This is a genomic window from Chelonobacter oris (assembly GCF_000772535.1).
Classification (GTDB): Bacteria; Pseudomonadota; Gammaproteobacteria; order Enterobacterales; family Pasteurellaceae; genus Chelonobacter; species Chelonobacter oris.
This window is the reverse complement of record NZ_JSUM01000011.1, coordinates 95514-117839: the sequence shown is the minus strand read 5'-3', so window position 1 is coordinate 117839 and position 22326 is coordinate 95514. Positions and strand designations below refer to the sequence as shown.

At 46.3% G+C, this 22326-nt stretch carries 13 protein-coding genes and 1 pseudogene; 6 read left to right on the top strand and 8 right to left on the bottom strand.

Translation table 11 applies throughout. The features are described 5' to 3' along the window. Nucleotides 1–56 precede the first annotated feature (56 nt). The 4 genes from OA57_RS07375 to malK form a co-directional block, all read right to left on the bottom strand. Nucleotides 57–1268, bottom strand: a complete 1212-nt coding sequence (locus tag OA57_RS07375) for a pyridoxal phosphate-dependent aminotransferase (RefSeq protein WP_152596725.1) — start codon at nucleotides 1266–1268, stop codon at nucleotides 57–59. 159 nt (nucleotides 1269–1427) lie between these two features. After that, entirely contained in the window at nucleotides 1428–2285 is an 858-nt protein-coding gene (gene malM, locus OA57_RS07370; protein WP_034615680.1) for a maltose operon protein MalM, read from the bottom strand. Nucleotides 2286–2349: 64 nt separating this feature from the next. Continuing rightward, nucleotides 2350–3618, bottom strand: coding sequence for a maltoporin (locus tag OA57_RS07365; RefSeq protein WP_034615677.1), 1269 nt, complete (start codon nucleotides 3616–3618; stop codon nucleotides 2350–2352). Between the two features lie 116 nt (nucleotides 3619–3734). Next, on the bottom strand, nucleotides 3735–4853 hold the full coding sequence (gene malK, locus OA57_RS07360) for a maltose/maltodextrin ABC transporter ATP-binding protein MalK (protein ID WP_034615674.1): 1119 nt from the start codon (nucleotides 4851–4853) through the stop codon (nucleotides 3735–3737). A gap of 388 nt (nucleotides 4854–5241) precedes the next feature. Between malK and malE the strand changes: the two genes are divergently transcribed. The 4 genes from malE to OA57_RS07340 all read left to right on the top strand — a co-directional run bounded on the left by malE (nucleotide 5242) and on the right by OA57_RS07340 (nucleotide 11099). Then, nucleotides 5242–6429 carry a maltose/maltodextrin ABC transporter substrate-binding protein MalE gene (gene malE / locus OA57_RS07355; protein ID WP_034615722.1) on the top strand — a complete coding sequence of 396 codons (1188 nt, stop codon included), beginning with the start codon at nucleotides 5242–5244 and terminating at the stop codon, nucleotides 6427–6429. Between the two features lie 85 nt (nucleotides 6430–6514). Continuing rightward, nucleotides 6515–8077 carry a maltose ABC transporter permease MalF gene (malF, locus tag OA57_RS07350; protein WP_034615672.1) on the top strand — a complete coding sequence of 521 codons (1563 nt, stop codon included), beginning with the start codon at nucleotides 6515–6517 and terminating at the stop codon, nucleotides 8075–8077. Between the two features lie 10 nt (nucleotides 8078–8087). Then, on the top strand, nucleotides 8088–8978 hold the full coding sequence (malG, locus tag OA57_RS07345; RefSeq protein WP_034615670.1) for a maltose ABC transporter permease MalG: 891 nt from the start codon (nucleotides 8088–8090) through the stop codon (nucleotides 8976–8978). Nucleotides 8979–9020: 42 nt separating this feature from the next. Then, nucleotides 9021–11099: an alpha-amylase gene (locus OA57_RS07340; RefSeq protein WP_034615668.1), complete on the top strand. Its 2079-nt coding sequence runs from the start codon at nucleotides 9021–9023 to the stop codon at nucleotides 11097–11099. A gap of 182 nt (nucleotides 11100–11281) precedes the next feature. On the opposite strand, the pseudogene OA57_RS07335 reads toward OA57_RS07340, so the two are convergent. The 4 genes and pseudogenes from OA57_RS07335 to malT form a co-directional block, all read right to left on the bottom strand. Further along, nucleotides 11282–12572: pseudogene (locus OA57_RS07335) on the bottom strand (L-cysteine desulfidase family protein). Between the two features lie 22 nt (nucleotides 12573–12594). Continuing rightward, nucleotides 12595–13869: an SLC5/6 family protein gene (locus tag OA57_RS07330; RefSeq protein WP_034615666.1), complete on the bottom strand. Its 1275-nt coding sequence runs from the start codon at nucleotides 13867–13869 to the stop codon at nucleotides 12595–12597. A 26-nt stretch (nucleotides 13870–13895) separates the two neighbouring features. Continuing rightward, nucleotides 13896–14561 carry a helix-turn-helix transcriptional regulator gene (locus OA57_RS07325; RefSeq protein ID WP_052122421.1) on the bottom strand — a complete coding sequence of 222 codons (666 nt, stop codon included), beginning with the start codon at nucleotides 14559–14561 and terminating at the stop codon, nucleotides 13896–13898. A gap of 208 nt (nucleotides 14562–14769) precedes the next feature. Next, on the bottom strand, nucleotides 14770–17469 hold the full coding sequence (gene malT, locus OA57_RS07320; RefSeq protein WP_034615662.1) for an HTH-type transcriptional regulator MalT: 2700 nt from the start codon (nucleotides 17467–17469) through the stop codon (nucleotides 14770–14772). Nucleotides 17470–17671: 202 nt separating this feature from the next. Between malT and malP the strand changes: the two genes are divergently transcribed. Both malP and malQ read left to right on the top strand, forming a co-directional pair. Next, nucleotides 17672–20068: a maltodextrin phosphorylase gene (gene malP / locus OA57_RS07315; RefSeq protein ID WP_034615659.1), complete on the top strand. Its 2397-nt coding sequence runs from the start codon at nucleotides 17672–17674 to the stop codon at nucleotides 20066–20068. Nucleotides 20069–20077: 9 nt separating this feature from the next. Next, a complete protein-coding gene (gene malQ, locus OA57_RS07310) occupies nucleotides 20078–22189 on the top strand; it encodes a 4-alpha-glucanotransferase (RefSeq protein WP_034615656.1) in 2112 nt (703 codons plus the stop codon). Nucleotides 22190–22326 lie beyond the last annotated feature (137 nt).

Sequence of the window (22326 nt, the reverse complement as noted above, 5' to 3'; positions counted from 1 at the left end):
CACCCGACCGCACTTGGGGTAAAATAGAGGGTACAAGCCATTTTTAAATAAACGGATTAAACCCAACCTTTTTTTCTGAATTCACGCATTTTTTCGGTAACATAAATCATTTCATCAGGTGTGCCGATTGACATACGACACCAGCCGTCAGCCGGTGGAAATGCCCGTCCGACCAAAATATGTTGTTCTTGCATACGTTGTTTGAATGTCGCCAATTCTCCCGGGATACGATGGAAAATAAAATTGGTTTCAGACGGTAAATATTCCAGCTGTAATTCTTTCAATAAATCGATATAAATTGATTTGGCAACATCATTACTCTTTTTGCTGAATTGTAAGAACGGTTTGTCTTTCATCGATTCTGTCGCCGCCAAAATAGAAGGATATGAAAGCGTCAGCGCGTCGTCCTCAACATAAATACTGAGTTGTTTGATCTTTTCCGCCGTGGCGACGGTATAGCCGACGCGCATGCCTGCCATGGCGTGAATTTTTGAAAATGTCTTTAGCAGCAATACATTATCCAGCCCTTCGGCGATTAAATGATCGACCGAGCGGTAATCCGGGTTATTGACGAATTCGGCATAGGCTTCATCAATAATAAAAATGGTTCCTTTTGGTTTGCTTTTAATCCAGCTTTCCACTTCAGCCGAGTTGACAATAGTTGATGTCGGGTTGTTGGGATTAACCAAATAGACGATACTAGGTCCGGAATAATCAGTAACCGCACTTTGCATTCCGTTTAAATCAATAGCCCAGTTATTGGGGTTAGACGGGATTTTAGTAATTTTCAATCCATAAGCATTGGCGAAAAATTCGCCGTCTCCATAAGTCAGATCAGGAATGACAAATTGTGTTTCAGGACTTGCATGGGCAGCAATACAGATCCGAATAGCATCTGAGGAGCCGGCGCTGAATAAAATATTATCTTCTTTGACCTTGTGGTAATCGGCTGCCAATTTCCGTAACGGCGGAACTGCGGGATCGGCATAGCGGTTTGCCATCGGAATTGCCTGAATTGCGGCTTTTTGTGCCTTTAACGACATTCCGATAGGGTTTTCATTAAAATGCAGCATTAACGGAGCGTCTTGAGTCGGTATTTGAAAAGGTGAATTGGAAGCGGTAAAGTCAGGCAGATCGGCGGTATTTTCCGCAACGGCGGCGGCAGTTTTGCCGATAGCGAATGATGAAACGGATAACCCCGCCAAGGTAGCGGCACTGCCGCGTAACAGTGAGCGACGGCTGATGGAAATTTTAGTCGTGGACGTCATGATAACCTCGATAATAAGTAAAACGGATTGTGATGATTAAAAGATAAAATAATGGGTATTTATGCATTTATCAAATTAAATATGCATTATTTTGTTAAATAGTTAAAAACACCTCCCGACGGGAGGTGGAAAGATAGGTTAAAACAGATGTTGTGAGTTTTATTTTTTTGATATGCGATCAATAAATGTTTTGCGCGGAGAGCTTAACCCCAATTGTTCGGCTTCGTTAACTAAATTCATAGCCCGATCGATATTGCCTTGTTTCAAAGCCTGATCAATTGCAGTATTGAAATAGCGCTCGGTCTCTTTTTCTACCGGTTTATTCAATCCGGCGGCGGAAACGGTTTTGGCAGTCTTGCCGACCGTTTTTGCCGAGGCGGCTTTTGTGTTGAATGACGGCATTTCCATTCCGATAAATTGGGCACCTTGTTGGCTGTCTAAACTGATTTGAATCAAACCGTTGCGACTATGCTTGGCATGTAGATCATCAATGGCAGGCGGCTGATTACCTTTGGCTTTGGCATACAGCTTGGCAGGGTGAGGGACGGTTGTACTGCCTTTTAGATCATCATCGGTCGTATAAACCAGCAGATAGATGTAGTCCTGATTCGGTGTCGGCGTCAGGCTTAATTCCGTGCTGAGTCGATTATTGCGTAAGCCGCCTTCATGGCGAAATTGAAATGCGGATGAAGGATAGGTCGCCGCCAGATTAAAGTTGGCATCCAGAACAGCAATATTAGGGACAAAAATATGGTCATTATCGACAATCAGACTGTCGATCGTTATTTTTAAGGTACCTTGATTGGCGGGTAAGCGATAAGTTGCGACAGGACTGTTGATGTCGGCAAGCGGTCGTTGGTGTTCGGATAGCGGTGTAGTCTGTTGTTGTGATGGCCCGATATCCTGCCAATGCAGTTTGTCGGCCATTTGCGGACTAATCTTCAGTTGTGCGGAATAGCCCGACGAAGAACAAAATAGCCCAAGCATCAGTAGGGCGGATGTTAGCAGTGTTTTCATATTAACCTCATTTAAGACAAATAGCGCACTGCTCTTTGCCGTTTGACAAAGAGCGGTTTAATCATTACCACCAAGCTTCAAATTGGACACCGTAAACAAATTCATTGTCGTTGGCTTTACCATATTTGCTCGGATTAGTGGTTCGATCACCGAATTTATCATTCCAGTCGGCATAAGTAACAAAAGCCCGAATGGCTGGGCGCGCCCAAATGCTGTTTCCGGCTTGCCATTGTTGCGCTAAGGTGACTTTCTTCAAATCGTTCTTTTTGCCGCTGGCTTGGTCTTTGACACGATCATAACCGACTTCCAATAAGGTGCTCATGGTATCGTTCCATTTATACATTGGACGAATACCGGCAGAATACCAAGTATTACCTTGATTATTGTCTAAATCGGTTTTTTGATAAATTAAGGCGTACATGGTTTCAACCCGATCACTGAATTGTACGACGCCTTGATTGATTAAACGCAGCATATTACCGTTATTATTAACCGAACCGCCTTGTGAGTGGCCGGTATTCCATGAAGTCATCGAATCTGTTGCATATTGCACAGTGAATTTATTAAAGCCGCCAAAGAACTCGTTTTGGGTATGTTCTGCGGTCAACATATAACCACGTTTACTGGCGCCGTCAGCCAATGTTACGCCGTCTTTGGTGTGGGCATTACCAAAATCAACCCCGAATTCCAGTTTACCGTTTTTATTGATATTTAGATCGGCTAAGCGAATGTCAAATACATCATTGTAAACATCTTTATCTTTATTGGTTTCCCACTGACTGGTGGTGTCGTTATATTCCCAAGAATAAGCGCCGGCAGGTTCGGTATTACGGGTTACGGCTAAAGAAAGTTTGCCGAAGCCCAGATCGATATTTTCAATCCCCGCACCGGGGCCGGAAATATCCCAGTAGTAAAAGTCGTTCATGTGGACATCATGACGTTGGTAGAAACGTTTACCTGCCCATAATGTTGCGCCGGGCAGAGAATCGGCAAAATTCTTAAACTGTACATTGACTTCACGTAATGCCGGGCTGGTATCTTCCCAATCCACTTGCTGATTAACGGAATAGGCAACATTGGTATCCAAATAGATACTTTTTTCGCCTTGGTTAAACAACTCCTGACCTAATTTAAATTCGGCATAGGTTTCGGCTTCATTGCCCAAACGGTATTTTGCCGGCGCACCGGTTGCTTTAAATGCACTTTGTTCACCGCCGCCGGCCGTCCAACCGATGCCGGAGCGGGCATAGCCGTGGAAATCGACCGCACTTGCCGTACCGGCAAACAGGGTGCTGCTGATAGCAATGGCGAGTAATGTTTTTTTACAGTTCATAATGTTGGCCTCTTTAGGTTAAGTAGTGGTTTTAGGACAAAACAATCCCGTCCGAATATTCAATGAATATTCGATATGATTAAACGTAATGAAAAAAGCTTGTTGGTTAAAAAGGGCTACACCCCAATTTCTTTGTGCAATCGCCTACAGGCGGTGCCGTCCTCCCTGAACAGATGACAGCGCTCCGGCACAATACCGATATCCATAATCTGCCCTTCTTCAGCTAAGACCACGTCATTTTGACGGTACACCAGCGTCGGCTGCTTGATTTCAGGAATCTCCAGATGAATTTGGGTTTCATTTCCCAGCAGTTCGACCACCGTGACGATCCCTTTCAGTTTGACTTGTGCATTTTCAGCGGGAATCAAATGCTCCGGGCGAACCCCCAGCGAAAGGTTTTCGCCGATGTTGATATGGCTGCCCTCTACCGGTATCCAGAAATTATGATGATTGGCATCCGGCAATTCGATTTGTACTCTTTCCTTTTCGACCGCCGTCACTTTGACCGGCAGAAAGTTCATTTTCGGGGAACCGATAAAACCGGCAACAAAACGGTTGGCCGGATAATGGTAGAGCTCCAGCGGTTTACCGACCTGCGAGATACCGCCGGCATTGAGCACCACAATTTTATCGGCCAGCGTCATCGCTTCAATCTGATCATGGGTTACATAGATCATCGTGCGGTTCAGCTTTTTGTGCAGCTTGGCGATCTCGACCCGCATTTGTACCCGCAAGGCGGCATCCAGATTGGACAGGGGTTCGTCCAGTAAAAATACTTGCGGCTGCGACACCAGCGTCCGTCCGATCGCGACACGCTGCCGCTGCCCGCCGGACAGTGCTTTCGGCTTGCGATCGAGTAAATGCGCCAATTGCAGGATTTCAGCCACCTGATTGACCCGTTTATTGCGTTCCGCTTTGCTCGTGCCCGCCAGTTTTAAACCGAAAGACATGTTTTCCGCCACATCCAGATGCGGATAGAGTGCATAGGACTGGAACACCATGCCGATTCCGCGTTTGGCGGGCGGCACATCATTCATTAGTGTATTGCCGATATAGAGCTCGCCCGAAGTAATGTCTTCCAGCCCCGCAATCATGCGCAGTAATGTGGATTTGCCGCAGCCGGAAGGCCCGACGAAGACGACAAACTCGCCTTCGTCAATGTCCAGATTAATATCCTTGGAGATATAGATATCGCCGTAAGATTTGCAGACCTTGCGTAATGAAAGACTCGACATATTTTCCCCTTGTGAAAGCCGTACGGTTTTTTACACCGTTTTAATTTATTTCCGCTCGATATGATGCCATTTTTATGTGTGTCAGTATGCACGGATAACACAATAAAAAAATCCTCCTTTGCTATTTTTTTTAAGGATTAGCGCAAAAAAACCGAAACGAAGAGAAAACCCTTTTATCGTGTTATATTGTGATCAAGATCTTATTTGGCGCCGTTTTTTTAGTGATCATGATCACAAAAACGGGTTGATTGTGATCGCGATCACGCTTTGTCGACAAGGGGAGGAGCGGCAGGGATGATGCCAATACTCCCCGATCGGGGGCATGATGTGCGTTAATGACGATGACGGCATGGTGCTTTCATTTCTACTCTATGAGGAATAGCTTATGATGAAAAATAAATTGTTGAGATTAACCTTAAGTGCGGTTGCGGCATTGGTTTTTTCCGGCTCAAGCCTTGCAAAACCGGAAGCGGGCAAGCTGGTCATTTGGATCAATGGCGATAAAGGCTATGACGGCTTGGCGGAAGTGGGGAAAAGATTTGAAGCGGACACCGGCATTCCGGTCTTGGTGGAACACCCTGACAAATTAGAAGAAAAGTATCCGCAGGTCGCCTCCACCGGCGATGGTCCGGATATTGTATTTTGGGCGCATGACCGTTTCGGGGGATATGCTCAGTCAGGTTTACTGAGTGAATTGCATCCGAGCCAGGAATTTAAAGCGAAATTTGTCCCTTTTGCCTGGGACGCACAAACCTATAACGGCAAAATTATCGGCTATCCGGTGGCGATTGAAGCCTTATCCTTGATCTACAATAAAGATTTGGTTGCAGAAGCGCCGAAAAGCTGGGAAGACGTAGCGGCACTGGATGCCGAACTGAAAAAAGAAGGAAAAAATGCGGTGATGTGGAATCTGGCGGAACCGTATTTCACTTGGCCGATTATCGCCGCAGACGGGGGATACGCCTTTAAATATGAAAACGGGCAGTATAACGTCAATGATGTGGGCGTGAACAATGCCGGTTCGCAGCGTGGGTTACAGTTTGTGGTCGATTTGGTGAAAACGAAAGTAATCAACGCCGATACGGATTATGCGATTGCCGAAGCGGCTTTTAATAAAGGGCAAACCGCACTGACGATTAACGGGCCTTGGGCATGGGGCAATATCGACAAGAGCGGTATCAATTACGGCGTTGCCGTGTTGCCGACATTGAACGGACAGCCGTCGAAACCGTTTGTCGGGGTCTTGAGCGCCGGCATCAACGCCGCCAGCCCGAATCAGGATTTGGCCGTTGAATTTCTGGAAAACTATTTATTGACCGATGAAGGACTGGCGACCGTCAATCAGGATAAACCGTTGGGGGCGGTCGCATTGAAATCGTATCAGGAGGCGTTGGCGAAAGATTCGCGGATTGCCGCTACCATGCAGAATGCGGAAAACGGAGAAATCATGCCGAATATCCCGCAAATGACGGCGTTTTGGTATGCCGAGCGCAGTGCGATTATTAATGCCGTCAATCAGCGCCAAAGCGTGAAAGACGCGCTTGATGATGCCGCTGGGCGGATTAAAGCGCAGTAAAATGCTCGTAGTCTTTTGTTTTAACCGCACTTTGCCTTTTTAACGAAATACAAAGTGCGGTATTTTCTTTCGGATAGGCGGTTTTATGCAACAAACTATCACTCAATCGCGGCACACGACAGCCGATCACCGGATGGCAACGTATCTTAAATGGGGCGTTATCTCGCTGGTGCTGTTGCTTGATTTTTATCTGGTTTCCGTCATGTATCTTCAGGGCGAAATCTTGTTTGCCATTTTGACGTTGGTGGTAATCAGCTCCGGTATTTATGTGTTTGCCAATAAAAAAACCTATGCTTGGCGCTATGTTTACCCCGGGATAATGGGTATGGCGATTTTTATCCTGTTCCCCCTGATTTGCACCATCGTGATTGCGTTTACCAATTACAGCGGCACGAATCAGCTTTCGTTTGAAAGAGCGCTCGCTGTTTTATCGCAACAACGCTATTTTTCCGGCGAAAAATACAATTTCAAGCTGTTTGCACAAGCGGATAACCAATGGAAAATTGAAGTCGGCTCGCCACAAGGTGCGCATTATCTTTCCGATACTTTTACGTTGGGTGATGAAACCGTTCGGATGAATAGCGAAAGTGCGGTCGGCGAAATGACGGCAGCGCCGCTAAAAACGGTGATCGACAACCGCACGTTGCTGCAACAAAGCCGTCTGCTGTTGCCGGACGGCGCTCAACTCAGTATGAGTTCATTGCGTCAGTTTGCACAGCAAAGTCAACGTTATCACTATAACCGCGAAACCGAAACCCTGCTGAATCTGGAAAACGGCAAGCAGTACCGTGCCGATAACGACAGCGGGTTTTTCCGTTTAATCGATCAAAACGGCGGTTTCCAAAACGAAACGCTGGAGCCGGGCTATACCGTGGCCACCGGTTGGAGTAACTTTAGTCGGATTTTTACCGATGAAGGCATTCAAAAACCGTTTATCCAAATTTTTATCTGGACAGTGTTGTTTTCGCTGCTGACGGTCTTCTTCACCGTGGTGATCGGCATGGTGTTGGCGTGCGTGGTGCAATGGGAGCCGCTGCGTGCGAAAGGGCTTTATCGGCTGCTGCTGATTTTGCCGTATGCCGTACCGGCGTTTATTTCGATTCTGATTTTTAAAGGCTTGTTTAATCAGAGCTTTGGTGAAATCAACCTGATTTTAAACCAACTGTTCGGTGTTCGCCCGGAATGGTTCAACAGCCCGACCTTGGCAAAAGTGATGATCATTATCGTCAATACTTGGCTTGGTTATCCGTATATGATGATTTTATGCATGGGCTTGCTGAAAGCCATTCCACATGATTTATACGAAGCGTCGGCAATGGATGGCGCCACCACTTGGCAAAATTTCAGCAGAATCACCGTCCCGTTGTTAATCAAACCGCTCACACCGTTGATGATTGCCTCATTTGCCTTTAACTTCAATAACTTTGTGCTGATTCAATTACTGACTAACGGCCGACCGGATATGATCGGCACGTCAACACCGGCAGGGCATACCGATTTGCTGGTCAGCTATACTTATCGTATTGCGTTTGAAGGCAGCGGCGCACAAGACTTCGGACTGGCGGCGGCAATTGCAACGATTATTTTCTTGTTGGTCGGCGGATTGGCATTATTGAACCTGAAAGCTACCAAACTGAAACTGGATTAGGAGGAAGATTATGGCGATGGTGCAACCTAAATCCATGCGTTACCGTGTATGGGCGACGCATATTTTATTAATTTGTTTTCTGGTGCTGATTTTATTTCCGCTGCTGATGGTGATCGGTATTTCGTTACGTCCCGGTAATTTGGCGATTGGCGACATTATTCCGCAACACATTTCATGGGAACATTGGCGCTTGGCGTTGGGCATGGAAGTGGTCAATGCGGACGGCTCCGTCACCAAACCGCCGTTTCCGGTGTTGTTATGGTTATGGAATTCAATCAAAGTCGCCGGTATAAGTGCGGTCGGCATTGTGGTGCTTTCTACGACTTGTGCCTATGCTTTCGCCCGCATGAAATTTAAGGGCAAAAAAACAATTTTGCAAGGTATGCTGATTTTCCAAATGTTCCCGGCGGTGCTGTCATTGGTCGCACTTTATGCCTTGTTCGATCGTCTGGGCGTGTATGTCCCGTTTTTAGGATTGAATACGCACGGCGGTGTCATTTTTGCCTATCTGGGCGGTATTGCATTGCACGTTTGGACAATTAAGGGTTATTTCGAAACCATCGACGGCTCGCTGGAAGAAGCCGCCGCCCTAGACGGCGCAACCCCGTGGCAAGCCTTTCGTCTGGTGTTGTTGCCGCTTTCCGTACCGATTTTAGCGGTGGTATTCATTCTATCGTTTATCGCCGCCATCACCGAATTCCCGATTGCTTCGCTGTTACTGCGGGATGTCGACAGCTATACGCTGGCGGTCGGTATGCAGCAATATCTCTATCCGCAAAACTACCTTTGGGGCGATTTTGCCGCCGCTGCCGTGCTGTCCGCTATTCCGATTACGCTGGTTTTCCTGTTGGCACAACGCTGGCTGGTCGGCGGTTTAACCGCCGGCGGGGTGAAGGGGTAAGAACAAAGGGGCGTTTCGCCCCTTTATGCTCAGGATCAGATTATGCAGAAGCTAACGACGTTCACAATATTGCCATTAATCCTTGCTGCTAACGCCTACGCGACGGATTGGCACCACGATCTCTTTATTGCTTTCCGGCCGAAGGGTGAAAATCGTTACCTTGCCGAAGCCGATGCACAAAAAGGCGATTATTCTGCTCGGTTCTTTTGGGGACAGCAGTGTTATCAGCCCGAAAGTGCGGTCAGGCTGAATCGGGTGATCGGTTTGCGGCCTTGCGGCGGACAAGATGATATGTCATTACGCCTGTTTCGTGATGGCCATTATCGGGCAGAGATCGATTTGCGCAGTGGTATGCCGACGTTGAAAGTCAGCGTGGATGCCGTAAACAGCACATCGGAAACAGCATACCGCTGTCCAAGCTGGGACGGCAATGCTGTGGTCATTAATGTCGGACGCAGTTTTCAGGAAGGGGAAATCATCCGTGATTTTTATTCCGGCCGGACTGCACGGGTGTATAACGGGCAAGTCCGTTTTCAACCCGCTCCTGAGGCTGACGGCTTACTGTTATTGGAAAGGGTGAAAGAGGCAGAGCCGATAGAACCGCACTTTGAATGGAAAAATGCCACGGTTTATTTTGTGATGACCGATCGTTTTTATAACGGGAATCCGGACAATGATCGCAGTTATGGCCGTAAGCCTGACGGCATGCAGGAAATTGCCACGTTTCATGGCGGAGATTTAATCGGCTTGCAGCAAAAACTGGATTATCTGCAACAACTTGGCGTGAATGTGTTGTGGATTACCTCGCCGCTGGAGCAGATTCACGGTTGGGTCGGCGGCGGAGACAAAGGGGATTTTCCGCATTATGCCTATCATGGCTATTACCATCAGGATTGGACGGCACTGGATGCCAATATGGGCAATGAAACGGACTTGCGCCGATTGGTAGAGGAAGCGCACAAGCGTGGTATTCGGATTTTATTTGATGTGGTGATGAATCATACAGGCTACGCGACTTTGGCGGATATGCAGCAATATCAGTTCGGTTCGTTATATCTGAAAGGCGATGAAATAGCGCAAACACTAGGCAAGAACTGGACGGACTGGCAGCCGAAACAAGGGCAAAACTGGCATAGCTTTAATGATTATATTAACTTCAGCGACAAGCAAGGTTGGCAAAATTGGTGGGGCAAGGCGTGGATTCGTAGCGATATCGGCGATTATGATCGGCCGCGTTTTGACGACCTGCGAATGTCGTTGGCTTCTTTGCCGGATATCAAAACCGAATCCGATCAAGTCAGCGGATTACCGCACTTTTATCGACATAAAAGCGATACTCTAGCTGTCGAGAAGGCAGGCGCCGTGCCGCGAGATTATTTAATCGACTGGCTTACTCGATGGGTGCGGGATTACGGGATTGACGGTTTTCGGGTGGATACGGCCAAACATGTGGAGCAAAGCACTTGGTTGCAGTTGAAAACGGCAGCTGTTGGTGCCTTGCGCGAATGGAAAAAGCAACATCCGCAAAGTGCGGTTGATAATGCCGACTTCTGGATGGTGGGAGAAGCTTGGGGACATCGTGTGATAAAAAGTGATTATTTCCAACATGGGTTTGATGCAATGTTGAATTTCGATTTGCAGGATCAGGCTAAAAATAGCCTCGAATGTTTTGCCGACATTGCGCCGACTTATCAAGAGATGAGTAAGACACTTTCTGATTTTAATATGCTGAGTTATATCTCATCGCACGATACTCGCCTTTTTCTGCATAGTGATGCACAAAATGATCTGGCCAAACAAAAAACCGCGGCGGCGTTATTGTTACTGACGCCGGGGGCGGTACAGATTTATTATGGGGATGAAAGCGGTCGGGCGTTTGGTGTTACGGGCTCCGATCCCGCTCAGGGAACGCGTTCCGACATGAACTGGCAACAATTGGCGCAAAGTGCGGTTCATCGTCATCTCCTCGAACATTGGCAGAAATTGGCACGGTTTCGTCAACGTCATCCCGCTATCGGCGCCGGTATACAAACCGAATTATCCCGCGAGCGGTATTATGCGTTTGAACGTCGTTGGGGCGAAGACAAGGTCATTGTCGTTTGGGCAGGCAAGCGCGAATGAAACGGTGTGCTATGTTGAGCGATAGCTCGGAAAATTCATCATTCAATTGTTATCAAATTTAGTCGGGGACAACGCCGATCATGTTAGCGGGTCAAAATGTGAAGAGATGTTTGGGGATTAATACCCCAAAATCTTTATTATCGGATTTTGGGATATTTCTAGATAATTTCGGCGTTTCCAATTTATACGCTGGGCTTATTTACCATAATTTCTATAATTTGCTTATCGGTATATTGCATACTGTGTGATGCAATACTGCATAGATTGTTTATTGAGCGGTCAATACAGTGCTCTACAATACCTTCGTTACCCGTCACCTGCATATTGTCCAGTGCCATTAAAACGGATTTATAGCTTGAGGTAATACTTGTCGATACTTTCATGGCACAGCTATTTGCCGCGCCGTCGCAAATAATACCGCTGATATCGCCTATCATGCTGCTGATCGCCATACTGACGGTATTAAATTCTTTTGTCAGTAGCCAGGCAATACCGGCACAGCTTCCCATTGCGGCTGTTGTGGCGGCGCAAAGAGCGGACAGTTTTGGCAGTTTACTGTGAATATAAATGGCCATTAGATGAGATAAAAAGAGCGCTCGGGTCAGCTGTTCTTTGCCGACATTTAAATATCGGGCAACAACGACAACCGGAATGGTGGCGGTGATTCCCTGAACCGGAATTACTCATCGCCGGTAATTTTGCACCTCCCATTCGAGCGTCAGATGCTGCGGTTGTTTCAATAATAATTCTATTCATCAAATCATCACTCATTAGCCCGCTACTGATTTGCTTTTTCAGCGTTCGGCCGATATGTAAGCCATAGTCATTTTGTAAGCCTTCTTGTGATAAAGCACAATTTAGGTTTGCTGATTCAGTGATAAATTCGATTTTTTCAAGTTTGATGTTCATTACAAAATCAAAAATATCGTTGGCCGAGAGTTTGGTAAAAATATTGTGCGAACATTCTGTTTTAGCTGAACAGGGTTTAGAAAAGATAACTCGGTTATTTTTAGCAATGTAGATAATGTTTGTATGATGTGCGGCAATGCGTACGCAAACAGAGGTATTGCCCCTGAATAAGGTTGCTTCAGAATATACTATATGTTCCGTATCTAATATTGAGACAGTAACCTGTTTTTTTTGTAGCATCGTTTTGGCTTGGATAATGTGCTCTGGCGTGATGTTTTTCAATACTTCCAAACCGGCATCAGGATTTCCGCCTATGGCGCCGATTGCGGTAGCCATATTTAGTCCGACCGTATTGGTGCCGGGAACGGTAACGCCCATGCCGTTTTTCATTAAGTTAGGAGAGACTTTGGCTTCAATACGATCAGGTATTGCATTTAAGTGAAAGCGAGCAACGGCTGAAGCAAGAGCCAGGGAAATTGGTTCGGTACAACCCAGTGCAGGAACCACTTCATTTTTAACGATATTTAAAATTATCTCTTCATCGGTTATATCGTAGCTTTTCATTTTAAATTTCCTCAAAACACTATTATAGAAATGCAAGGAATGGTGATACGCACAGTAAAATGCCGGTAAAAATAATGAGATGTAAAGCTAATCCCTTATATTTAAATAGAGTTGGTACGTTATAAACCAAATATGCCGGAATTAAACAGCCGACAAAGCCAAAAATTGGGCTGCAAATAGAGGTAAAACTTAAGACGGGTGCATTTAGAACAATTGCTGACCAAGCGAGCAAGATAGCAAAAACCATAATGCTTTTTTGCACATATTGCGGATTGATTTGATCTATGCTGAATTTTCGTAATAATAAATTCATCACAATACCTTGTGTGGCTTCTCTAAAGCCAAGATAAACGCCGAAAAATGCGGTCATCACTGCAAAGATATTTAGCGCAATACTGACATAAGTAGCCCAACTTCCCGGAAAAAATTGAGCGGTGATTGCAAGCGCTGAAATATTTTGTTCATATGCCTGTATTGCTTCATCGCGTCCCATCGCCAGAGTAAATGAGACGGCATAAAAGAATACGGTGATGAATAAAATCAAGAAAGCTATATTCATTGCCCGTAATGCCTTATATCGGGCGACTTCCAATGATTTTTCTCTTGCACGATATGAAATAACCATAGGGCTTAGCGTTTGGATAAACAAAATGGAAGTTAATGTGAATGGCAGAGTTATAATGGCATCTTTGATTAATTGTCCGAATGGAGGTAGTACACCGATATTATATAATTTCCACATTCCAACCATGGAAAAACCGAGTGCGGCGACAACAAGTAATTTACTTAAGACCATGAAACTAGATATCTTAAATAATAATTGTTCACCGCGTGAAGAGAGGGCGACTAAAATACAAATTAGCAGTAAGCCATAGAAAGGATTTTCAGATAATAGTGTATCGGTGATACCAAAGGTAAACAGATAAGATGCACTGTCATTTGTTATTGCCGTTGAATATACGAACATCCAAATGACTAACATGATAAAATAGAGTATTCCTAAAAATATTCCCCAGTTTTTCCCTAAATAGCCTGTAATCACCGACGGATAGTCTACACATTTTGGGGATTCCGCCAATGTATTGATGAATAGCCTTTGAAATAGATACATAGCGGGATAGCCGATGATAGAGGATAGTAAGAATACCCACATTCCCATTAATCCTACTTGAACGGGAAGGAATACGATACCTGCACCGATTGCCATACCGATGCTCATGATAATCCATCCAAAGTCGGTTGCATCAAATTTTGTTGCAATTCTAAATTCTTCTGGTGTTAATATTTGATTTTTCATAAGTAACTCCAATTATTTATTAGGATTTATTTTTTTAATTCTCGTAGGTGTTTATAAATTGCATGAGGGGTTATATTCAGTTTTTTTGAGACTTGAGATATTGCATCTTTTAATTCGAAAATACCATTGTCGACTAAATAGCGAATAATTGATTTTTTATAAGATTTTGAGTTTTTCGGAAGTTTTTTTTCAACTTCTATAATTGCATTATTTATCGTGTTTTCAATAAGTTCTTGAGGGGTCGTTGTAAAAGTTTCATTTTTTTGTGGTGTTAAAAACTCATATTTCGGCATTAATGAAGTGATGATCTTGTCAAGAGGATAGGAAAGATTAAGATTTATGCAAAATATTCCGATAGGTTCTCCTTGGCTTCCTATAATGATATGGGTTGTTGACTTAATAAGATCTCCGGAAGGTAAGTGTGAAAAATAGCAGCGTTCAGAATCGGCATGATGTTGTTGGTAGTGTTTTAATAATTGCAAACCTTTATCGGTGATAGGATCGCCCACTTTTCTGTTTGTATGATAGCCGTTTATGATTTTTATAATTGAATTTTCAAAATTCGTTACCGAATGAATCACAATTTCACACTGTTTTCCCAAAAGTTCGGCAATTGAGTCGGCTAATGAGAAGTAGGAGGCCATAATTTTTTGATCTTTAGGGTTATTTAAGTATATAAATTCTTCCATCATGATTATTTCCGTTGCTAAAGTTGCAAGGAATTTAATTTAAAAATGGATTTTGGTAAAATAAATTTGACTATTTAGTTAAAAAATGTGACCTTTGTCATAAAAAGGCTTTACTTGGATAGACAAGTTTATGGGGGAGTGAGGGCGGTATCGAGAATATACCTCGGTTTTGTATTTATAGATTAGTGATCATCGTGTTTATTGATTCGCTTTAACTCGAATACCCCATCAGTTTCAATAAATTTCGGGTGTATTCAATCGATTCGGTGCGGTTGTTGACGCCGATTTTTTGGTACAGATTACGGATGTGGGTTTTGATGGTGGTCGGGGCGACCTGCAATTCGGTGGCGATCTGTTCGTTGCTGTAGCCGGAATAGATTAAGCCTAACACCTGCCATTCGCGCTGGGTCAGCGGGCTGATGCGCAATAACTCCGGAACTTGCGGATTTTGCAGCAGTTTTTCGACAAAACTTTCATCAAAGTGGGCGAATTTGTGCCGATAGTGCTGGTTGATGCTGCGCAGGATAAATTGCGCTTTGTGGGTCAGCAATTCGTCCAGCACATTCAAACGTAACAACTGGCGCAGTTGCTGCGCCATGATTTCGCCTTCAATGACAAAAATGCTGATAAAGTTGGTTTGTTTGCTCAGTTCCAGCGCTTCCAGCAAACTGGTTTGTGCCGCCGCAAAATCGCCTTGCAGGAAGCAGATTCGATTGTGCAATACCAAGTCTTTATTTAATTCACTGATGAAATTGTAGGTTCTGGCGGTATTGATCAAATGCTCGGTCAGCAGCAGGGCATCGGGGTACTGTTGCAAAATAATATTGGCGCGTACGATATTACGCCATTGGCGATGTGAAAAATGGTTGGTATTTTGTTCGGGTTTGTCTGCTTGTAATAGCCAGGAACGTGTTTGCTGTTGATCCTCTTTCATTTGCCAGTACAGCAGTTCGACTTCATTATGGTGCGACAGCCAGTCGTTGTGGTAATGGTGGTTTTGCAACAGTGTCCGTTGGCGCTGTAAAATCCGTTCGGCATTATCCAGATTGCCGCGGGTCAGCGAAATCTTTGCCAGCAATGATAAACATTGCAGTTTGTCCGCTTCATTCGACAGCACTTCCAGCCCGGCTTCCGCCATCGCTTCGGCCTTATCCGGCGAGTACCACTCCCACAGAATATGCCCTTTTAAGCGTAAGAGAAATTCATACATCGGCAGTTTTTGCAGATGCTGTTTTTTGACCAAGTGCGTGGCTTTGTCCAAAATATCATAGGCGGTTTGTAGAAATCCTTGCGCCTGTAAAATTTCAGCCTGCTGTAGCAGTGACCAGAGAATATGGTGGTAAGCCTGATTTTGTTGCGCCAATTTTTCCGCTTCACGCAGCATTTTCAGCGCCTGATTTAATTGTCCGTCGCAATGTTGCGCTTCGCCGATCACGGCGGTTGCCACAATGTGTGCGTACTGTTTTTCCTGCGGCAAGTGTTTCAGCGCTTGTGAGGCCAGCACTAATGCGGTTTTGTCATCGCCGGCGTTGATCGCCACCTGCGCCCGCAGGGCATCAAATTCGGCCTGTATTGCCAAATCCATGTCGAGCTGTTGCTGTTGTGCGGTGTCACTGAATTTTTTTAATAAGCCGCCGACTTCGTGGTGTTTATGCTGACTTTGCAGCAGCCAAGCCTTGAGCAGTACCAGTCGCGGATAAGCCGCCAACAGTTTAAAGCTGACCGCACTTAGACTCTCTTCCAATAATTTCAGCTCACCCTGATGGTACAGCGGCCAGCCGGTCTGTTGCAACATAACCAAGAGCGGTTGCGGCTGTTGCAGCTGCATAGCGTGATATAACGCTTCGGTCGGATAGCCGATTTCCAACCAAGCATCGGCCGCTTTTTGGTGTAATGTCTGTAATTCGCCGTTGAGTTCCAGATCGCGGAAGTGCTGCAAGAAAGAAGCAAAGAGCGGGTGAAAACGCCACCATTGCTCCTGTTGGTCAATATTAATCGGATAGACAAACATGCCCTGCTTCACCAGATTGTCCAGTTTTAACCGACTGTCCGGCATACCGGTGATTTTTTCTACCAGAAATTCATTCATCGAACGCAATAACGAACAGCGCAGTAAAAACAGGCGGGTATCGGCTTCGATATTGCTGAATACTTCGTCATTCAAATATTCACTGATGTGATTATTGTTGATTTTGGTGATCGATTTTGCCGCTTCATGTAACGAGGTGTTATGTTGGCGGGCGTACAAATTGACCAGCTGAAGTGCGGTCGGCCAGCCTTCTACTTGGTCGCACAGCTGATTGATTTCATTGTCGGGCAGAGGATCGTTGTTTCGGTTAAGAAAAAATTGCTGGCTTTCATCGTGGGTGAACGGCAGCTGGGTAATGTCCAATTCAAGCAGGAGTTCCTGCACACGCAGATTGGCGATATTCAGCGGCGGCATACTGCGGGAAATCAGCAGCAGCGTCATATTTTGCGGCTGGTTTTTGATCCAGAATTTAATCCCGTCATGGATTTCGCTGTTATCAATCAGATGATAGTCGTCGATCACCACGTAAAAGTGCGGTGTGAAACGGCTGTTTTCGATCAGCAGCTGGCTTAAACCGGCAAGAAAATTGCTTTGCGCCTGATGGGCTTGAGGGGGTTCCTGATCGGTCGCTTTGGCCAGCGCTGCGCGAAAATAGGCAATAAAACGTTCGCATTCATTGTCACTCTCGTCAAGAGAATACCAGCCGAGATGCCGGCGGGTTTCCGCCCATTGCGACAACAGCGTGGTTTTGCCGTAGCCTGCCGGCGCATTGATCAACACGAGCGGGTAATCTTGTGCTTTTTCCAACAAATTCAACAGCCGAGAGCGAATAACAATATGCTGTAAACGTGATGAATGACTGAGTTTGGAAGGAATAAGCATTATTTTTTCCTGTAAAATATTGGTATAGTGGGAGTGGCCTAGCGCTAATGATAAGAGCTATTTCGGGGTCATACAAGCCTAATTGCCGTTACGCCTTGATTATCCTCCCGTAAAGAATCGGGCAGGGAGGAGGGCAAACCCGACAATTGTCGCATAATGATGCCAAATCATTCATTTATGTTTCTTGTACAGGAGCAATTTCATGTCAGCAACTCTTCCGTTTCACCGACCGCACTTTGCGGCGGCAATTCAAAAACAGTGCCGTTATTTAAATGTCGACGGCCCGGAGCAGCTTTCGCTCGAGCAGTGGTATCAGGCGCTATCTCAGGCGGTGTTGGATTTGACCTACAGCGAGACGAAACCGTTACAATCGGACAAGCGTCATGTCAATTATCTCTCGATGGAGTTTTTAATCGGCCGTTTGACCGGCAATAACCTGCTGAACCTTGGCTGGTATGACGAAGTGCGGTCTTATCTGCAACAGTATCAAATCGAGCTGACCGATTTATTGGAACAAGAGCGTGATCCGGCGCTGGGTAACGGCGGTTTGGGGCGGTTGGCGGCGTGTTATCTGGATTCGATGGCGGCGATTGAACAACCGGCGACCGGCTACGGTTTGCATTATCAATACGGCTTGTTTAAACAATCGTTTGCTGACGGGCGGCAAATGGAAAGCGGTGATGACTGGGCGCGCAGTCAATACCCGTGGCAGGCCTATAATCACGGTAAAACCCGCCAAATCGGTTTTGGCGGCAAAAGCCGGCAAGTCGACGGCGAGCAATACCACTGGGAACCGAAACGGATTATTCACGGCAAGGCGTATGATTTACCGGTATTCGGCTATAATAACGGTGTGGTACAGCCGTTGCGTTTGTGGCAGGCGGATAATGAACAAACATTTGATTTGGCGGATTTCAACGACGGCAAATACCTGAGAGCGGAAAAACAGGTGGTGAATGCCGCCTGTCTGACCAAAGTGCTGTATCCGAACGACAACCACAAAAACGGGCAGCAATTGCGTTTAATGCAACAATATTTTCATTGCGCCTGTTCAGTGGCGGATATTCTCGATCGCCATTTCAGTGCAGGCCACACCCTACAGCAATTGCCGGAAAAACAGGTTATCCAGCTGAACGACACCCACCCGACATTGGCGATTCCGGAATTAATGCGGCTGTTGCTGGATAAATACCGGCTTTCATGGGACGAGGCTTGGTCTATCTGTAACCGCACTTTTGCCTATACCAACCATACTTTATTGCCGGAAGCGCTGGAACAGTGGGATCAACGCCTGTTCAAACGGCTGTTGCCGCGCCATTTCCAGATTGTGGATAAAATCAATACACTTTTTCAACGGCGGGTGGTCGAACAATTTGGCGAAGATGCCGACATTTGGCAGAAAGTGGCGATTTTATACGATTATCGGGTCAGAATGGCGAATTTATGTGTGGTGTCGTGTTTTGCGGTTAACGGCGTGGCGCAAATTCATTCCGACTTAATTGTCAGTGATCTGTTCCCGGAATATCATCAATTGTTCCCGAACAAATTCTGTAATGTGACCAACGGCATTACCCCGCGGCGCTGGATTCGTCTGGCGAACCCGAATCTCGCCGCTTTGCTCGACCGCACTTTGGACGGCGACTGGACACAGAATCTGGCGTTGATCAGCGGTGTGGAAAAGCAGGTGGACGACGGCGCTTTTCGTGATGAATACCGTCGTATCAAACAGGGTAATAAGCAGCTGTTGGCGGAAGAAATCCAGCGCACATTGGGGCTGCAAGTGAATACCGATGCGATTTTTGATATTCAAATTAAACGTTTTCACGAGTATAAACGGCAACATCTGAATTTACTGAATATTATCCACAGTTACCGGCAGCTGAAAGACAATCCGAATATGGCGTATACCCCACGCCTGTTCGTGTTCGCCGGCAAGGCGGCGCCGGGCTATTATCTGGCGAAAAACATTATTCATGCGATTAATAACGTTGCCGAGGTGATTAACCGCGATAAGTCGGTGAGAGACAAATTGCAAGTGGCGTTTTTGCCCGATTATCGGGTCAGTCTGGCGGAAAAAATCATTCCGGCGGCGGACATTTCCGAACAGATTTCAATGGCGGGTAAAGAGGCGTCCGGCACCGGCAATATGAAGCTGTCGCTCAACGGCGCCTTAACATTGGGTACACTGGACGGCGCCAATGTCGAAATTGCGGAAATGGTCGGTGAGGAGAATATTTTTATTTTCGGGCATACGGTGGAAAGCGTACGAGCGTTATTGAAAGCGGGATATTCCCCGAAACAGTATTATAGCGACAATCCGTCATTGAAAGCGGCGTTGGATTTTCTGACTAAAGGCAACGTGTGCCGCGGTGATAAACAGATGTTCCGCATGATGCTTGATAGCTTACTGGAGCGCGATCCGTTTTTGGTGCTTGCCGATTTTGACAGTTATGTCTCGGCACAGCAGGAAGTGGGACAGCGCTATTTGGATCAGGAGGCTTGGCTGCGCAGTGCGATTTTGAATACCGCACGCTTAGGCGCATTCAGTTCCGATCGGTCGATTCGTGATTATCAGCAGCGTATTTGGTTGAAAAAATAGGAATACGGTATGAGCAAAAAACAGCAAGCCATGTTTGAGCAAGCCGGAATTCAGCGCTATTTTTTGAATGAACACGGCATGCGGAAATATCCGTCAAGTGCGGTCAAACAGCAGATTTTGGCGGCATTTGACGGCAAAACTCCACAAAATTTGCCGAAATCGTTGTTGCCTGCGGTGAAAGTCGGCTATCAAAACAGCCCGTTTTATATCCGCTTGCAAACAGCGGATCGCAGCCGACGCTATCATGGCGACTGGCTACTCACGTTGGAAAACGGCGAGCGGTGTTATCAGGGTAAAATTAAGCGTAACTGCTTGAATCTGCCGGCTGATTTACCGATCGGCTACCATCGGTTAGCGTTGAAAACCCTCGATGGAAAATGCGAACAGTGCAGTGTGATTATTGCGCCTCGTCAATGCTATCAATCGCCTGAAATTCAACAAAAACAGAAGTTGTGGGGCAGCTGCGTACAGCTTTATACCCTGAAATCGGCGAATAATTGGGGAGTCGGCGATTTTAGCGATTTAAAGCGGTTTATCACCGATTTTCAACAACATGGCGGCGATTTTGTCGGTTTGAACCCGATTCACGCCCTGTTCCCAGCCAATCCGGAAGGGGCCAGTCCTTACAGCCCGTCGTCACGCCAGTGGTTGAACATGATTTATATCGATGTTGCCGCCCTGCCTGAATTTCAGCAAAGTGCGGTCGCACAGCAATGGCTGGCGTCAGCCGATGTTCAGCAAACTTTAAACCGCTTGCGGGCGGCACAATGGATTGATTACAGTGCGGTGATGGCGTTAAAACTGAGCGGCTTAAAACAGGCATTTGCACAATTTGAGCAACAGCCGCAAGCGGAACGGCTGACACAATTCGAACGGTTTTTACATGACGGCGGGGAGAGTTTGTTGGTACAAGCGACTTTCGATGCCTTACATGCAGACTTAAGCGCCCGTTTCGACAATCAATGGGGTTGGGATTGCTGGGCGGCGGCATATCAGGATTATCATACCGATGCGGTTGCCGCATTTCAGCGTGAACACGCTGCCGAAGTGCGGTTTTATGCCTGGCTGCAATGGTGCGCCGCCGAACAGCTTGCCGATTGCTATGCCGTTTGCCGACAACGGCAAATGCCGATCGGGCTATATCGTGATCTTGCGGTGGGCGTGACGGCAAACGGTGCGGAAACCTGGTATAACAAAGCGCTGTTTTGTTTGAACGCATCGATTGGTGCGCCGCCTGATATTTTAGGACCGCAGGGGCAAAATTGGGGCTTGGCGCCGATGAATCCGCATGTCTTGCGGCAGCAAGCTTATCGCCCGTTTATTGAGATGATCCGTGCCAATATGCAAAGTTGCGGTGCACTACGGATCGATCACATCATGTGTCTGTTGCGGTTGTGGTGGGTAAAACGGGGCGACAGTGCAAAAAACGGCGCTTATGTGGGCTATCCGGTCGATGATTTGATCGCAATTTTGGCGCTGGAAAGTCAGCGCCATCAATGTATGATTATCGGTGAAGATCTCGGCACCGTACCGAAGGCGATTATCGACAAATTGAAAAACGCCGCTATTTTTTCCTATAAAATTTTCTATTTCGAATTCGACCAACACGGCCGCAGCCGTGCCGTGCAGGATTACCCGTATCAGGCGATGACCACGCTCAGTACTCACGATCTGCCGACGGTGAACGGATATTGGCGCGGCTATGATTTTGAATTGGGACAGCAGTTTGATGTTTATCCCGATGCTGATATTTTGGCGATGCTGAAAAAAGATCGTATCAATGCCAAAACTAAAATCCTGCAACGTTTGCAACAGGCGCAAGTGAATGTACCGGACGGGGTTGATGCCGGTCTGACATCGGCCTGCCCGTTAAATTTCAACCACGATTTACAGCGCTACGCCGCCGGCGTCAACAGCGCCTTGTTCGGCCTACAACCGGAAGATTGGCTCGGCATGACCGAACCGGTCAACATTCCCGGCACCAGCACGCAGTATAAAAACTGGCGCCGCCGCTTGAACCGCACTTTGGAGGAGATGTTTAGCGACCCGCAGATTCAGCGACTGTTGAGTGATGTTGCCAAACTGAGGAGGGGACAGGGTGAGGGAAATATCGATAATTAATGTTATATGGCTTATTATCTCTGAGATAATTGTGATTTAACGTGTTTAATCGCAATATCATTACACTTTTTCACGTGTACAAAAATGTATCAATTAGCGGTTAATCGGCATATAATCAAATTGCCCGTTTGACCGTT

Coding starts and splice junctions, on each gene's coding strand:
- OA57_RS07375 (WP_152596725.1), bottom strand. CDS start 1,268: ATGACGTCCACGACTAAAATTTCCATCAGCCGTCGCTCACTGTTACGC.
- malM (WP_034615680.1), bottom strand. CDS start 2,285: ATGAAAACACTGCTAACATCCGCCCTACTGATGCTTGGGCTATTTTGT.
- OA57_RS07365 (WP_034615677.1), bottom strand. CDS start 3,618: ATGAACTGTAAAAAAACATTACTCGCCATTGCTATCAGCAGCACCCTG.
- malK (WP_034615674.1), bottom strand. CDS start 4,853: ATGTCGAGTCTTTCATTACGCAAGGTCTGCAAATCTTACGGCGATATC.
- malE (WP_034615722.1), top strand. CDS start 5,242: ATGAAAAATAAATTGTTGAGATTAACCTTAAGTGCGGTTGCGGCATTG.
- malF (WP_034615672.1), top strand. CDS start 6,515: ATGCAACAAACTATCACTCAATCGCGGCACACGACAGCCGATCACCGG.
- malG (WP_034615670.1), top strand. CDS start 8,088: ATGGCGATGGTGCAACCTAAATCCATGCGTTACCGTGTATGGGCGACG.
- OA57_RS07340 (WP_034615668.1), top strand. CDS start 9,021: ATGCAGAAGCTAACGACGTTCACAATATTGCCATTAATCCTTGCTGCT.
- OA57_RS07330 (WP_034615666.1), bottom strand. CDS start 13,869: ATGAAAAATCAAATATTAACACCAGAAGAATTTAGAATTGCAACAAAA.
- OA57_RS07325 (WP_052122421.1), bottom strand. CDS start 14,561: ATGATGGAAGAATTTATATACTTAAATAACCCTAAAGATCAAAAAATT.
- malT (WP_034615662.1), bottom strand. CDS start 17,469: ATGCTTATTCCTTCCAAACTCAGTCATTCATCACGTTTACAGCATATT.
- malP (WP_034615659.1), top strand. CDS start 17,672: ATGTCAGCAACTCTTCCGTTTCACCGACCGCACTTTGCGGCGGCAATT.
- malQ (WP_034615656.1), top strand. CDS start 20,078: ATGAGCAAAAAACAGCAAGCCATGTTTGAGCAAGCCGGAATTCAGCGC.